The organism is Rhizobium sp. BK289 (assembly GCF_014193575.1).
GTDB classification, from domain to species: Bacteria; Pseudomonadota; Alphaproteobacteria; order Rhizobiales; family Rhizobiaceae; genus Rhizobium; species Rhizobium tropici_C.
Genome location: NZ_JACHZO010000001.1, coordinates 678,819 through 692,985 on the forward strand (window position 1 = coordinate 678,819; position 14,167 = coordinate 692,985).

Sequence of the window (14,167 nt, forward strand, 5' to 3'; positions counted from 1 at the left end):
CAGATTGACGATGTCACGAGGCGGCGGCGATTGCCTCCTCGAGTTCCTTCCACAGGGCCTCGGTTCCTTCGAGGCCGATATGGAGACGTACGGAGCGCGGATTGATGCCAAAAGTATGCGCTGAGTTTGGCTGCGCCTTCTGTTGCAGCACGACTTCGCCCGGCACGATCAGGCTCTCATGTCCGCCCCAGCTCACACCCAGCTTGAATAGCGTGAGGCGATCGGCAAAGGCGCGGATATCGACGCCCTCGCGGAAGATGAAAGAAAACAGGCCCGAGGTGCCATTCAGTCCGGATGGCAGCCGGTTGGCCAGGCCCGGGTGGCAGACTTGCTCGACGACATCGAGCTCCTGCAGCCGCCTGGCGATCGTCATCGCCGCCGCCTCATGCGCCTTCATGCGGATCGGCAGGGTGCGCAGGCCGCGGATCAGGAGCCATGCGTCGAAGGGCGAAAGCTTGCCGCCGAGATAGGGATAGGCTTCCGCCTTCAGCCGCGCGATCATCTCCTTCGAGCCGGCGACAACGCCGGCGACCACGTCGCTGTGCCCACCGAGATATTTGGAGGCGGAATGGATGACGAGATCGACGCCGAGCTTCAAAGGCTGCTGGAAGTAGGGCGTGGCCCAGCTATTGTCGATCATCGAGACGACGCCGTGCTGCTTTGCAAGGGCGGCCAGAGCGCCGACATCATGCGCTTCCATGACCCAGCTGGTCGGGCTTTCCATGTAGAAGACCTTGGCGCCGGGAAGCGCTCGCGCGACGGCTTCCTCATCGCGGCCGTCGACGTAGGCGACTTCGACCTTCATGCGCTTCAGAACGGTGCCGAAGAGGCGGAAGGCATCGGGATAGACATGCTTGACCGCAACGATGCGGTCTCCCGGCTCGACGAAACTTAAGACGGCCGACGAGATCGCCGCCATGCCGCTGGCAAAGCCGAGCGCATCTTCGGCTCCCTCGAGTTTTGCCAGCATCTCCTCGAACATGCGCACGGTCGGGTTGAGGCCGCGCGTATAGATCGGACGCACCTTTTCGCCGCGATAGGAGGCGATCATCTCGTCATAGTTCGAGAAGGTGAAGAGCGATGTCTGGAAGATCGGCGGCACGACGGCTTCGGCAAAATTGCCGCCGTCGTGAGCAGTAATGAGGGATGCGAGTTCGAACGGCTCTAGCCCGTCGGTCATTGGGACATTTCCTTGATGTCTTCCTCGACGACGTCGAGAATTTTCAGTGTTTCGGCCCGCGCAGCCTCAGGATCCTGGTCGACGATCGCGTTGAACAGCGTGCGGTGATAGGGGAAGGACCGGCGAGCAAAATCCTGCCGATCGAAGGGATGCTCCCAGAATCGCTCGAAAGTTTCGCGCATCTGTTCGAGAAGCTGCCGGAACAGCGGATTGTGGGTGGCGTCATAGACGGCAAGATGGAAAGCCAGATCCTCGGGCCCGGATGTGCCCTTGGCCATATGGACGCGCTCCATCTCGTTGAGCTTCTCTTCAATGATGACGAGGTCTTCGTCGGTGCGCTTCCTTGCAGCCACCATGCCGGCCTCGCATTCGATGCCGCGGCGGACCTCCAGCGTCTGCAGCAGCGCATCGCGCAGATGTGACGGGTTGAAGGAAAGCGGCATATGGATCGTCGCTTTCGAAACCGGCTTCAGCAGATAGGTGCCGCTGCCTTTGCGCGTCTCCATGACGCCGAGTGCCTGGAAGTAGGTAAGCACTTCGCGAATGGTCGAACGCCCCACCGAAAGCGCGGCCATCAGCTCACGCTCGGTCGGCAGCCTGTCGCCCGCCTGCAGCTTCGACGATTCGATGAAGGTCGACAGCGCGTCGATGACTTGCCGCGTCCGGTCGATGGAGGGAAGGGGTGTCAGCATCGGTTTGGTCATGGGTCGATAAATTGGTCTGACATCTGCCATCAGGTCAATCTCTTTTTCTTGGCACGCGCATTTTTCCGGCCCTTAAATTTTAAGGACGCAAAGCGAGCGGCAACGAAGGTTGTTTGCGGCCTTCAAGAGCACCGATAGCGCTGATAGAAGGAACGTGTTGTGAGTCCCGGGCTGGAAGAGAATGGCCGCAAGAGATCGATATTCACGAAAGCTGGAATGCGCGAAATGCGATCACACCGGCTTCGCCGAAGTTTCCGAAACTGACGATCGTCGGGCGACGAGCCGCGATTTCAAGATAGACGAGATGCCGCGCGGCTTTTCCACGGAGCGGCCATCGACCGATCCGCGCAAGCATATGGTCCGCTGCCGGTGCGGCTCGGTGTTTCCTTTCGAGCAGGACACGATCTATGCACCAGGCGGCGAGCCGCGGCGCAGAAAGGCATAGGCCGAAAAGAAAAAAGCCCCGCACAGGCGAGGCTAAGCTTGTGCCGCTCCGGGGAAATCGGAAGCGACGCGGCATTGTCTAACGGTCGTCTTCTCTCCCGGCTAGGTCAGTTTTGCCGATAACGGTACGCTTGCGTAAAAAAGCTTTTCATTCGTGAATCACACCTGAAAGCTGGTGGAAAATATCGGCAATCAATCCCGGCAATTCCTCTGAAGTAAACGCCGTCGAACTCACGGAAGAGGGTACTTGCCTCTAACGAGAAACATAAGTGTAAACCATTTTACCGTGCAACATTGTTCAGCTGGCGTTCATTTTCGCGCGGGCAGAAAGGCAATGGCCGCAACGCCTTGCGGTTGTCGAGGCTCGGCTTCCGATTGGCTTTCGGGCCTGGTGGCCGGGCCTCGCAGATATTGAAATGAGCTTGGATATAGGCATGCGGCTGCTTCGCGCTTTCGTCGACTGGATCCTGCGCCGCCGCCAAACGCGGCTGCAGCAGGACGTAACTCAACATTCCGCCGATGATCCGTGGGTTCTTCAGCAGATCGAAAAATTCGAGCGCGAATTGAAGCGATAGGCGCATCGCGACGCGATCGGCCTTCGATCGATGAAGCATGACGTTGTCCGAAAGCCGCTTACACTTTCGGCATCATGCTCTTCAGCCTTCCGGTGTGAGCAGGCGTGCCCGTGGGCGCATGAAAGTCTGCCTGCCGTTCTTCCAGCCGGCAATCGGGTGCCGGATTTCACGAACCAGCGACAACGGATCGGCAGCATCCACCACCACGATATCCGCCTGCACACCTAGCTTGAGGTCATAGTCGCGTCCCATCACTCGCGCGGCATTGATGGTGACCATGTCAAATGCCGCGGCGATGTCTTCATCCCTCGACAGCTGCGCTGTATTGGCGAAGAAATTGGCCATGCGGGCAAGGGAAGCATCGCCAAAGGGGGTGAACGGATTGAGGACATTGTTTGTCGCCACCGTCACGGTAACCCCATTGCCTGTCAGCAGCATCGCCGGGGCAAGGCCGCGCGGGACAAGATGATCGCTGTCCCGGCCAAGCAGGAAGAGATCGGTTGCCGGCAGAACCGTCACCGCGATTCCGGCATCGGCAAGACGCTTCGCAATCTCGCCGGCTTCGAAGGACGACATGGCCGCAAGCTTGGTGACATGGCCGATGGAAACGCGGCCGCCATAGTTCCGCCGCTTCGTTTCCGCCAGCACGGCGGGGATTGCGGAACCCGATGGGTTGAGATCGAAATCGATATGGAAATCGACGTCGACATCATGACGTTCCGCCAGATCGAAAATCCGGCTGATATGAGCTGGGGGATCGGGATCGGTATAAGGGCAGCCGCCGACGAGATCCGCTCCGTCGCGGAGCGCCTGATCCAGCATGCCCTCTGTTTCGGCCTCGTTGGTCAGGCCTTCCTGCGCGAAGGCGCAAATCTGGATATCGATCGCCCAGGCATAGGCGCGCTTGATTTGCTTGATTGCCTCGAATGACCGATAAGCCGCGCGTGGATCGATCTCGACGAAAGTCCGCATCGCCGTGGTGCCATTGACGATCGCATTTTCGACCACCCGGGCGGCGCGCGCATGGACGTCCTCGACCGTGAAGGCGGCTTTTGCCTTGGCGGTCTCGCGGACGGCCTCTTCCAGCGTGCCTTCGCATATGAAGCAGCGGTCGAGAATGCAGGCCTTGTCGAGATGGATGTGGCTGTCGACAAAGCCGCCGAAGGCGAAGCAGCCGCACATATCGTGACGCGGCGCATCCACAGTCAACTCATGCTCGATCGCGGCAATCCTGCCATCCCTGAGACCGATATCGTAGCAACCGTCCCGCCCGGCGATACGGACATTCGAAATCACCAGATCGAGCATGAAGCTGCCTCGCTCATTGCAGTGGGGTAGCCATTAGCGAGCTTGGCCTCGGCAAAGAGGATTTCCGTCATACTCAACTTTCCCCCTTCAACCGATAGACAGCGATCCGAGCGCAACTGCCTGCAAGACGGCGGTCTCACCGCTCGAACGCTTCTTTCAGCCCGAAGCTTTTGCGCTCGCGCAGATCGAGATCCGCCTCGATATGCGCGATGTGATGAAGCATCAGATCGCAGGCCGTGTCGATATCCTTCTGCTCCAGAGCGGTGATGATGTCACCGTGCTCGGAATGGCCACAGCTGGAGGCGCTCGACTGTCCGTAGAGCGCAATTACCAATGACGAGCGGGCGACAAGCTCCTCCATGAAACGCTGCATGATAAGATTGCCGGAAATGGCCGCCACCATCAGATGAAAATCGCCCGAAGCCTTGATCTCGGCGCGGCGTGCGGATTGGCCGCGCTCGCCCATCAGGCGGCCTTCTTCCAGGAGAAGCTGTCTCAGCTGCCTGAGTTGAACCGGGGTAATCCGCTCGGCCGCCGATTTCAATATGCCCGGCTCCACCAGGCGGCGCGCGGCGAATATCTGCTTGGCTTCCTCGGGCGATGGATAGGCGACGAAAGCGCCTCTGTTCTTTTCAACGCTGACGAGCCCCTCATAGGAAAGCGCCTGCAAGGCGGCGCGCGCCAGAGTGCGGCTGACATTGAATAGGCCGCCAACATCACTTTCGGAGAGCTTCGTACCGGGTGCCAGCCTGCGCTCGACGATCGCGTCACGAATGGCGTCGCGGATTTGCTGTGCGCCCGTCTCCGTGGAGTCGATGGGCGTCAGAAGCCCGTCTGCTGAAGAATCCATAATCGCCTACCTGAATGGTCGCCAAAAATGATAACTTGTTTCGGCCCGAAGTTAAATGAAATCTTATGCAAAGACGATGCTAAATTGTATACAATAATTTGCACAAATCGAGCACAATAGCCTATTTGATGAGCAGACACCGAACTGCCTCAAGAAAGGCAGAATACCATTCCTCTCAGAATAAGACAAATATTTCAGTAATTTAGCGCATCGCAGCGAAACTGGCACGATTGATGCAGTGTCTTTCCCAAACCAAAGGGGAAGATGATGTCGAAAGCGGCAGAGATCGATATAGTGTCCGTTTCGAAGGTCTACGGGGCGACCACGGCCGTTCATGCGATCAGCCTGAAAATCCCGGCTGGCTCCTATTGTTGCTTCCTGGGGCCGTCCGGCTGCGGCAAGACCTCGACGCTGCGCATGATCGCGGGCCACGAAGGCATTTCCTCCGGCGACATCCGCCTTGGAAACACCGTCGTGACGGACTTCCCGCCCGCCAGGCGCGGCACGGCGATGATGTTCCAGTCTTACGCGCTGTTTCCTCATCTGGACCTCATCGACAACGTGGCTTTCAGCCTGAAGATGAAGGGTGTCGCAAAGGATGAGCGTCGGACCAAGGCGCTCGAAATGCTGAAGCTTATGCAGATGGAAGCCTATGCGACCCGGCGCCCGGCACAGCTTTCAGGCGGCCAGCAGCAGCGTGTCGCGCTGGCACGCGCGCTGATCACCGATCCGGAAGCGCTGCTGCTGGACGAGCCGCTGTCGGCGCTCGACCCATTCCTGAAGATCCGCATGCGCGCCGAACTGAAGAAGCTGCAGAAGACATTGGGCATCACCTTCGTCCATGTCACGCACAGCCAGGAAGAGGCGATGGCGCTCGCCGATATCATGGTCATCATGAATGACGGGCGGATCGAGCAGGCCGCCTCGCCACGGGAGGTCTTTGAGCACCCCGCAACGGCCTTCGTCGCCCGCTTCATGGGTGACCACAACGTCCTGTCGGGGCGGGTAACCGCGAGCGAAGACGGCCTCATCACCATGGCCGTGCCCGAAGGGCAGGGCTTTTCCGTGAGAGGAACGGGACGCCAGGCCGGCGAAGCCGTGGATATCGCCATCCGCACCGATCGTGTCCGGCTTTCGCAGGCTGATGGTAAAGGCCTCGGCTTCAACGGCGTGGTCTCCAATGTCGAATATCGCGGTGCGACGCTGAAGATCACCGTTATCGGTGCGGGAAGCGACGATTTCACAGTGATCGCAAGCAATGACGATGACGCCGCCAAATCCATAACGGTCGGCGACGCCGTCTCATTGAGCTGGGCCCAGGAGGACGCGATCCTTCTCGGCCGTATGTCCGCATGAAAATCCGAAGCATCAAAAAAGGGGAACTGACATGACAACTGAAACCAAGACTACCAAGACGACGAAAGGCATTTCCCGCCGCTCGCTACTGAAGACCGGCGCGGCCGCGCTCGGCGCCATGGCCGGCTCCGGTGCCATCACCGGCTTTCCGACCATCTGGGCGCAATCGAACATCACGCTGCGCCAGTTCGGCACCGGCGTTTCGAACATCAATGCCATTGCGGAGAAGTGCAAGGCCGATCTCGGCATCACGCTCGAGATGACCGCGACCGATTCCGATGCCGCCGCCCAGCGCGCCGTGACGCAGCCGAACAGCTACGATATCGCCGACATCGAATACTGGATCGCCAAGAAGGTGTTCCCGACCGGCGTCTTGCAGCCGATGGACGTCAAGAAGCTGAAATATTACGACAAGATCGTGCCACTGTTCATCAATGGCAAGCTGAAGCCCGATAGCGTGATTGCACAGGGCACGGCGCCGCACACGGTCGGCTTCGTCGAGGGACAGGCCTCCCGCAAGTTCGCCAAGGAGCCGACGCAGTGGATGACGATGGTCCCGACCATCTACAACGCCGATACGCTCGGCATTCGTCCCGATCTCACCGGCCGTCCGATCAACAGCTGGGCCGATATTCTCGATCCCGCCTTCAAGGGCAAGACCGCGATCCTCAACATCCCGTCGATCGGCATCATGGATGCCGCGATGATCATGGAAGCCGCCGGCAAGATCAAATATGCCGACAAGGGCAACATGACGAAGGCGGAAATCGACAAGACCATCGAGTTCCTGATCAAGACCAAGGGCGACGGCCAATTCCGTGCCTTCTGGAAATCCTTCGACGAAAGCGTCAACCTGATGGCTTCGGGCGAAGTGGTCATCCAGTCCATGTGGTCGCCGGCGGTTGCCGCCGTCCGCTCCAAGGGCATCGCCTGCACCTTCCAGCCGCTCAAGGAAGGCTATCGCGCCTGGGGCGGCGGTCTCGGCCTTGCCTCGCATCTCAAGGGCGCACAGCTCGACGCGGCTTATGAGTATATCAACTGGTATACGTCCGGCTGGGTCGGCGGCTATCTCAACCGCCAAGGCTACTATTCCGCCTGCATGGAAACTGCAAAGCAGTTCATGTCGGCCGACGAATGGGGCTACTGGATCGAAGGCAAGCCGGCGCAGGGCGATATCCTGTCTCCGGAAGGCAAGGTGATGGAGAAGGCCGGCGCCGTCCGCGACGGCGGTTCCTTCGAAACCCGCATGGGCGCGGTCGCCTGCTGGAACTCGGTCATGGACGAGGACCGCTACATGGTCCGCCGCTGGAACGAGTTCATCGCTGCCTAAGCTGCATAGCCGTCATCTCCTCTCCCCGCTTCAAGGCGGGGAGAGGATCCTATCAATGGAGAAGCCGGAATATGGCGACAATCGCTTCCTCGGATGCGGAGCAGGAAACTCAGAAGGCCAGACGCGGTTTAGCCGTGCCCGGCTGGGCGGTTGCCTATCTGCAGGCAACGCCGCTGTTTCTCATTCTCGGCTTCTTCTTCCTGTTGCCGATCGCCATGATCGGCATCGTCAGTTTCTGGGATTATGATTTCGCCGGCCTCTATCCGGCATTCCTGACCACGAATTACACCGATACGCTCGGTTCGTGGGTTACATGGAAAACCTACCTCAACACATTGAAATTTACAGCCATTGTCTGGGCGCTGACACTCTTCATCGGCTTCTGGGTCGCCTATTTCCTGGCTTTTCATATCCGCCGTACCTCGACGCAGATGATCCTTTTCCTCGTCTGCACCGTGCCCTTCATGACGTCCAACATCATCCGTATGATCTCGTGGATACCCGTTCTCGGGCGCAACGGGCTGGTCAATTCGACGCTGATCGAGATGGGCCTCATCCCGCAGCCGATCGAATGGCTGCTTTATTCCGATTTCGCCGTCGTGCTGGCCATGGTGCATCTCTACACGCTGTTCATGGTGACGCCGATCTTCAATACGCTGATGCGCATCGACCGCTCGCTGTTCGAAGCCGCGCGCGATGCCGGCGCCAGCGGATGGCAGGTGCTGTGGAATGTGGTCATTCCGCTTGCGAAGCCTGGGATGGCGATCGGCAGCATCTTCGTCGTCACGCTCGTCATGGCTGATTTTTCCACCGTGCAGGTCATGTCGGGCGGCCAAAGCGCATCCATCGCACTGATGATGAAGAACCAGATGTCGCTGCTGCAATATCCGGCGGCCGCCGCCAATGCCGTCGTGCTGCTGATCGTCGTGCTGCTGATGGTCGCCGCCATCCTGCGCATCGTCGATATTCGCAAGGAGCTCTAGGATGAACCGCGAAAAGCGCAGCCTCGAATTCTACGTCCTGGCGATCTTCTTCACCATTTTCGTGTTGTTTCTCTATGGCCCGCTCTCGGCGGTCATCATCCTGTCCTTCCAGGGGCCGGACGGCGGCCTGACCTTCCCGTTGAATGGTGTCTCGCTGCATTGGTTCGCCAATCTCTTCGAGAAGCAAGCGGTCGGCGATTTCGGCGCCTCCTTCCAGCGCTCCTTGATCCTTGGCGTGATGGTCATGATCGTGACCGTTGTCGTCTCGCTGCTGGCAGGGCTAGCCTTTCGCCGCCGGTTTCGTGGCTCGACATTCCTGTTCTATGCGACCGTCGCCAGCCTCGTCGTCCCATCCATCATCATTTCGCTCGGGATCGGCGTTGTCTTCCAACAGGGGGGCATCGCGCCGGCCTGGTATTCCTCCGCCTTCGGCGCGCATCTGACCTGGACGTTGCCCTTCGGCGTGCTGATCATGTTTGCGGTCTTCAACCGGTTTTCGCCGGCCTATGAGGAAGCTGCCCGAGATCTCGGTGCTAGCTCCTGGCAAACCTTCCGCCATGTCGTGCTGCCGATGATCGCACCGAGCCTGATCGGCGTCGGCCTGTTCGGCTTTACGCTGTCCTATGACGAGTTCGCCCGCACCCTGATGACATCAGGCACCTACAACACCCTGCCACTCGAGATCTACGGCATGACGACGAATGTCACGACGCCGGTGCTCTATGCGCTCGGAACGGTGACGACGCTCTTTTCCTTCACCATCATCCTGCTGGCGCTTGCGATCATGACCATGCTCGGCCGCCGCCAAGCCAAGAAAAGCTAAGATCATGCGCCTGCTGCTCATCAATCCGAATACCACCGTTTCCATGACGGAGAAGGCGGCGATCGCTGCACGCGCCGTGGCGAGCGCCGGCACGGAGATCATTGCTGCCACCTCGCAAATGGGGCCGGCTTCGATCGAGGGCTATTACGATGGAGCGCTGGCCGTACCCGGTATGCTGCGTGAACTGAGGGAGAGGCGGGCTGAAGGCTATGACGCCGCGATCATCTGCTGCTTCGACGATACCGGCCTGGAAGCCGCACGCATGTTTTGCGATGTGCCCGTTGTCGGTTTGTGCGAAGCTGCCGTTGCAACAGCCGGCTTTCTGGCGCAGCGCTTCAGCGTGGTGACGACACTCGAACGTTCGCGCATCCTCATCGATAATCTCGTCCAGCGCTACGGCATGGGCGCGCGAGCGAAGGTTCGAGCTTCGGACATTCCCGTTCTCGAGCTTGAGGACTCGTCTTCCGGCGCGATCGGAAAGTTGCGGGCGGAAATCGAACGCGCGCTTGCCGAAGATGGGGCGGAGGCAATCGTCCTCGGCTGCGCCGGCATGACGGATCTCGCAAGGGAGCTGCAATCGATCTACGGTGTCCCGGTCGTGGATGGTGTTGCCGCGGCGGTCAAGCAGGCCGAAGCGCTGGTGTCCTTGGGTCTCTCCACCAGCAAGCGCAGCTCCTACGCCTCGCCATTGCCCAAGCCGTTTTCGGGAGCAATGCAGGACTTCGCGCCGACACCGGTATTGGCCTAATCTCATCACAATCCAACGTGCACGGCCTCCGCTGATCGCTAAAGCGTTGCGATTGGCATATCTCCGCTCCCGGGACTACAATGTCTCGATAAAGAACGAGAGTCGTGGATTTGGCACAGAGAGCTGGCAAAGCTGATCTTCCCCTGCATGGCGGCCGCGTACCGCGCTGGCTTGGAGACCGGATGACGCGCTTGGGTGCCGTCATTACCGAGGCGGTCGTGCAGCATTATGGTCGCGACGAGCTGTTTCGGCGCCTTGCCAATCCATTCTGGTTCCAGTCTTTCGGCGCCGTCATGGGCATGGATTGGCATTCCTCGGGGATTACGACAAGCGTTCTGGGTGCCTTGAAGCGCGGCCTGACGCCGCTTTCGGGCGAGCTCGGCATCCATGTCTGCGGCGGCCGTGGTGCGCAATCCCGAAAGACGCCGGGCGAACTGCTTGAGATCGGCGATCGCGTCGGCATCGACGGCGCGTCGCTCGCGACCAAGAGCCGACTGATCGCAAAAGTGGATAGTGCAGCCGTGCAGGATGGCTTCGATCTCTATCTGCATGGCTTCATCGTCGCGGATGACGGCAAGTGGGTCGTCATCCAGCAGGGCATGAATGGCGAACGGCGGCAGGCGCGGCGCTATCATTGGTTATCCGAGGGCCTCACGAGCTTTCTGGATTCGCCCCACGCAGCCATCGAAGGGCGCGAGCAGGGCGAGATCATCAATCTCGCCGATCGGCGTGCGGAGCGCTCCCGCAGCGAACAGCTCGATTTGCTCGCCTCGATAGGTCCGGACGGAATTATTCGTGAATTCAATGCGCTGGAGAGACAAGCTGAAGTAAATGATAAAATCGAGCTTCAGCCGACGCTGCCCTATCTTATCATGCCGGCACATCATGACGTGCGTGAAGAAGATGTGAACATGCGGCGTTTGCACGGAAATCTCGCCGCCGCGGCCGACCGTGGTCCGGTCGATTTCCAGGAATTGCTGCTGACGCCCGGCGTCGGCGCCAGAACGGTCAAGGCTTTGGCGATGGTCGCCGAAGTCGTGCATGGCGCACCCTGCCGTTTTTCCGATCCGGCGCGCTTTTCCCTCGCGCATGGCGGCAAGGACCGGCATCCCTTTCCCGTGCCGCTGAAAGTCTATGACGAGACGATCAGCGTGATGAAATCGGCGGTCAGGAAAGGCCGTCTCGGTCGCGACGAGGAATTGTCGGCTCTCAAGCGCCTGGATGATCAGTCGAGAATGCTGGAACGCTATGTCACCGGCCCTGATCTCAAGGAGATCGTAGCCGGCGAATTCGACCGCTCTTACTCCTATGGCGGCCGCAGCGTTTTCGGCTGGGAGCCTCCCTCCGAATCCGATGGCGATCGCATCGAACCGGACCAGCTCCGCTCCCGGAAAAGCTGACCAAAACCATCGGCCTATGGCAGCGTATAGCCGATCACATAGTCGCCAGGCTTCGTTCCCACCGAACCGTGCCCTCCAGCCACCATGACGACATATTGCTTGTTGTCGCTTGCCGTATAGGTCATCGGCGTTGCTTGGCCGCCTGCCGGCAGGCGTGCCTGCCAAAGCTGCCTGCCGGTGGTGACATCATAGGCTCGCAGATAATCGTCCACGGCGGCGGCCAGGAACGCCACTCCGCCCTTAGTCACCATCGGCCCGCCGATACCGGGAACGCCGACCTTGAAGGGCAACGGCAAGGGCGTCATGTCACGGACGGTACCATTCTTGTGCTTGTAGGCGATCTTGCCGGTCTTCAGGTCGACACCGGCAACATAGCCCCAGGGCGGCGCCTGGCAGGGAATGCCGAGCGGGCTGACGAACGGTCCCATATAGACGCCATAGGGTGAGCCCTCGTTTCGGTTGAGCCCCTGTTCACTCCCCTTGTCGCCGGCGCCTTTGGGCGGGATTTCGGCACGCGGTACCAGCCGCGAGGTGAAGGCCAGATAGGTCGGCATGCCGAACATGATCTGCCGTTCGGGATCGACGGCGACACTGCCCCAGTTGAAGGTGCCGAAATTGCCGGGGAAGATAATGGAGCCGCGCAGCGATGGCGGCGTATAACGGCCTTCATATTGGTGCTGATGGAAGGAGATGCGGCAGGCGAGCTGATCGAACAGCGAGATGCCCCACATGTCCTTTTCCGTGAGCGGCGGCGGCGAGAAGGTCAGATCCGAGATCGGTTGTGTTGGTGAGGCATGATCCTCCGGAATGGTGCCGCCCGGCGCAGGAATCTCCTTAAAGGGAATGATCGGCGCGCCCGTGCGGCGATCGAGCACATAGATGTCGCCCTGCTTGGTCGAGGCGACCAGTGCCGGAACGACGCTGCCGTCCGCCTTTGTCAGATCGAAGAGCACGGGCTGCGCCGGTACGTCCATGTCCCAGAGATCATGATGGACGAATTGCTGCACCCATTTGAGCTGGCCGGTATTGATATCGAGCGCCACCACCGAGGAGGAAAAGCGTTCGACGTTTTCGCTGCGCCCCATGCCGAGCTGGTCGGGCGTCTGGTTGCCAAGCGGGACATAGACCATGCCGAGTGCCTCATCGGCACTGGAAACCGACCAGCTGTTCGGCGAATTGGTGGTGTAGGTCTGTCCCGCGGGTATGGGGGCTGTATGGTCCGGATTGCCCGAGTCCCAGTTCCAGAGCAATGTGCCGGTCCGGGCATCGAAGGCGCGAATGACGCCGGATTGCTCCTGCGTCGAGTAATTGTCGTTGACCGCACCGCCGATGATGATCTTGTCGGCAACGATGACGGGTGGCGACGTCGAATAATAGTAGCCGGCCGGATTGTACTTCATGCCAGCTTCCAGATGCAGTGTGCCCTGATTGGCAAAGCTCGGGCACACCTTGCCATTGGCCGCGTCGAGCGCGATCAATCGGGCATCCGAGGTCGGCAGATAGACGCGGTCGGCGCAAGGCGCTCCGGCTGCGGCGGCCGTGTCGTGGTAGTAAGAGACGCCACGACACGTTTGATGCTGGCGGTTGGGGTTCATGCCGGCATTGGCGTCGTAACGCCATTTTTCCTTGCCGTCCGTCGCACCGATGGCGATCGCCAGGCTGTGAGGTGTACAAATGAAAAGTGTGTCGCCCACCTTCAGCGGAGTCACCTGATAGGTGGTCTCACCGATATCGTCGGGCCGCTTCAGATCGCCGGTCTGGTAGCGCCAGACCTCCTTGAGATTGGCGACATTCTGCGGATTGATCTGATCGAGGGGCGAATAGCGCTGGCCGAAGGAGGTTCTGCCATACTGATGCCATTCGCCATCAGGCACATTGCCGCCCATCGGGGCATTTGACACGACGGCCGTCGGCAACTCGCCGGCTAGATCGTGAGGATCGGTCGTCATCGAATAGGCTGCAGCGACGACGGCGATGACGAGAGAAATGGCAAGCGGCCATGGATTGGCTCCATAATGAACCCCGTCGAGGCTGCGAAAGCCGAGCGGGCGCCGGATCCAGGGTGTCAGCAGCCAGAGCCCGATCAGAATGATGAGGCCGCCGCGCGGACCGAGCTGCCACCAGTCGAAACCGACCTCCCATATCGCCCAGGCAAGCGCTGCAAGCACGAAAATCGCATAGAGCCAAAGGGCGGCCGCCTTGCGCATGGCAAGCAGGATGGCGGTCAGGAGAAAGGCGAGTCCGGCCAGAAGATAAAAGAAACTTCCCCCGAGCAGGATGAGCCAAAGTCCGCCGCCGCCGAGCGCCAAGCCGATGAGCGCCAGAATGATCGAAGTGATGATGATGGCCATGATCCGTTCCAGTCTATCCGTCGATTGGACAGTGATTGATCGAAGGCATGCAAAGAACACGCGGGCTCCAACGGAGTCCGCGGCCACTCTTAAGTCGAAATCGATGTCGGTTGTT

General features: G+C 59.9%; 13 protein-coding genes. 7 read left to right on the forward strand and 6 right to left on the reverse strand.

Annotation, left to right across the window (positions count from 1 at the left end; all coding sequences use genetic code 11):
- Window positions 1-13: 13 nt before the first annotated feature.
- A complete protein-coding gene (locus FHT84_RS03105) occupies window positions 14-1,180 on the reverse strand; it encodes a PLP-dependent transferase (protein WP_113250246.1) in 1,167 nt (388 codons plus the stop codon).
- Window positions 1,177-1,872 (reverse strand): FadR/GntR family transcriptional regulator, encoded by a 696-nt coding sequence (locus FHT84_RS03110; RefSeq protein ID WP_112345219.1) that lies wholly within the window; start codon window positions 1,870-1,872, stop codon window positions 1,177-1,179. Before FHT84_RS03110 ends, FHT84_RS03105 begins: the two co-directional genes overlap by 4 nt.
- Window positions 1,873-2,065: 193 nt before the next feature.
- Between FHT84_RS03110 and FHT84_RS31335 the strand changes: the two genes are divergently transcribed.
- Window positions 2,066-2,329 carry a hypothetical protein gene (locus FHT84_RS31335; RefSeq protein WP_112345019.1) on the forward strand — a complete coding sequence of 88 codons (264 nt, stop codon included), beginning with the start codon at window positions 2,066-2,068 and terminating at the stop codon, window positions 2,327-2,329.
- 280 nt (window positions 2,330-2,609) lie between these two features.
- Here FHT84_RS31335 and FHT84_RS03115 read toward each other — a convergent pair whose 3' ends face one another.
- The 3 genes from FHT84_RS03115 to FHT84_RS03125 form a co-directional block, all read right to left on the reverse strand.
- Entirely contained in the window at window positions 2,610-2,942 is a 333-nt protein-coding gene (locus tag FHT84_RS03115; protein WP_162736996.1) for a hypothetical protein, read from the reverse strand.
- A gap of 42 nt (window positions 2,943-2,984) precedes the next feature.
- Window positions 2,985-4,211, reverse strand: coding sequence for an amidohydrolase family protein (locus FHT84_RS03120; RefSeq protein ID WP_112345020.1), 1,227 nt, complete (start codon window positions 4,209-4,211; stop codon window positions 2,985-2,987).
- Window positions 4,212-4,347: 136 nt separating this feature from the next.
- On the reverse strand, window positions 4,348-5,061 hold the full coding sequence (locus FHT84_RS03125) for a GntR family transcriptional regulator (protein ID WP_112345021.1): 714 nt from the start codon (window positions 5,059-5,061) through the stop codon (window positions 4,348-4,350).
- A 267-nt stretch (window positions 5,062-5,328) separates the two neighbouring features.
- Here FHT84_RS03125 and FHT84_RS03130 point away from each other — a divergent pair, with 267 nt between their 5' ends.
- The 6 genes from FHT84_RS03130 (at window position 5,329) to FHT84_RS03155 (ending at window position 11,701) form a co-directional block, all read left to right on the forward strand.
- The gene (locus FHT84_RS03130; RefSeq protein ID WP_112345022.1) at window positions 5,329-6,417 is read left to right on the forward strand and encodes an ABC transporter ATP-binding protein; all 1,089 of its coding nucleotides are present in this window, start codon (window positions 5,329-5,331) and stop codon (window positions 6,415-6,417) included.
- A gap of 31 nt (window positions 6,418-6,448) precedes the next feature.
- Entirely contained in the window at window positions 6,449-7,747 is a 1,299-nt protein-coding gene (locus tag FHT84_RS03135; RefSeq protein ID WP_112345023.1) for a PotD/PotF family extracellular solute-binding protein, read from the forward strand.
- Window positions 7,748-7,818: 71 nt separating this feature from the next.
- Window positions 7,819-8,730 (forward strand): ABC transporter permease, encoded by a 912-nt coding sequence (locus FHT84_RS03140; protein WP_112345024.1) that lies wholly within the window; start codon window positions 7,819-7,821, stop codon window positions 8,728-8,730.
- Window position 8,731: 1 nt separating this feature from the next.
- Window positions 8,732-9,553: an ABC transporter permease gene (locus tag FHT84_RS03145; RefSeq protein WP_112345025.1), complete on the forward strand. Its 822-nt coding sequence runs from the start codon at window positions 8,732-8,734 to the stop codon at window positions 9,551-9,553.
- Between the two features lie 4 nt (window positions 9,554-9,557).
- Entirely contained in the window at window positions 9,558-10,301 is a 744-nt protein-coding gene (locus tag FHT84_RS03150) for an aspartate/glutamate racemase family protein (protein WP_112345026.1), read from the forward strand.
- 110 nt (window positions 10,302-10,411) lie between these two features.
- The gene (locus FHT84_RS03155) at window positions 10,412-11,701 is read left to right on the forward strand and encodes a DUF763 domain-containing protein (RefSeq protein ID WP_112345027.1); all 1,290 of its coding nucleotides are present in this window, start codon (window positions 10,412-10,414) and stop codon (window positions 11,699-11,701) included.
- 14 nt (window positions 11,702-11,715) lie between these two features.
- On the opposite strand, the gene FHT84_RS03160 is transcribed toward FHT84_RS03155, so the two are convergent.
- A complete protein-coding gene (locus FHT84_RS03160; protein ID WP_112345028.1) occupies window positions 11,716-14,052 on the reverse strand; it encodes a glucose/quinate/shikimate family membrane-bound PQQ-dependent dehydrogenase in 2,337 nt (778 codons plus the stop codon).
- Window positions 14,053-14,167: the final 115 nt, after the last annotated feature.

Excerpts from the sequence above, each read along its gene's own strand:
- FHT84_RS03145 (WP_112345025.1), top strand. The coding sequence starts at position 8,732 with ATGAACCGCGAAAAGCGCAGCCTCGAATTCTACGTCCTGGCGATCTTC.
- FHT84_RS31335 (WP_112345019.1), top strand. The coding sequence starts at position 2,066 with ATGGCCGCAAGAGATCGATATTCACGAAAGCTGGAATGCGCGAAATGC.
- FHT84_RS03160 (WP_112345028.1), bottom strand. The coding sequence starts at position 14,052 with ATGGCCATCATCATCACTTCGATCATTCTGGCGCTCATCGGCTTGGCG.
- FHT84_RS03135 (WP_112345023.1), top strand. The coding sequence starts at position 6,449 with ATGACAACTGAAACCAAGACTACCAAGACGACGAAAGGCATTTCCCGC.
- FHT84_RS03105 (WP_113250246.1), bottom strand. The coding sequence starts at position 1,180 with ATGACCGACGGGCTAGAGCCGTTCGAACTCGCATCCCTCATTACTGCT.
- FHT84_RS03125 (WP_112345021.1), bottom strand. The coding sequence starts at position 5,061 with ATGGATTCTTCAGCAGACGGGCTTCTGACGCCCATCGACTCCACGGAG.
- FHT84_RS03120 (WP_112345020.1), bottom strand. The coding sequence starts at position 4,211 with ATGCTCGATCTGGTGATTTCGAATGTCCGTATCGCCGGGCGGGACGGT.
- FHT84_RS03140 (WP_112345024.1), top strand. The coding sequence starts at position 7,819 with ATGGCGACAATCGCTTCCTCGGATGCGGAGCAGGAAACTCAGAAGGCC.
- FHT84_RS03150 (WP_112345026.1), top strand. The coding sequence starts at position 9,558 with ATGCGCCTGCTGCTCATCAATCCGAATACCACCGTTTCCATGACGGAG.
- FHT84_RS03110 (WP_112345219.1), bottom strand. The coding sequence starts at position 1,872 with ATGCTGACACCCCTTCCCTCCATCGACCGGACGCGGCAAGTCATCGAC.
- FHT84_RS03115 (WP_162736996.1), bottom strand. The coding sequence starts at position 2,942 with ATGCTTCATCGATCGAAGGCCGATCGCGTCGCGATGCGCCTATCGCTT.
- FHT84_RS03130 (WP_112345022.1), top strand. The coding sequence starts at position 5,329 with ATGTCGAAAGCGGCAGAGATCGATATAGTGTCCGTTTCGAAGGTCTAC.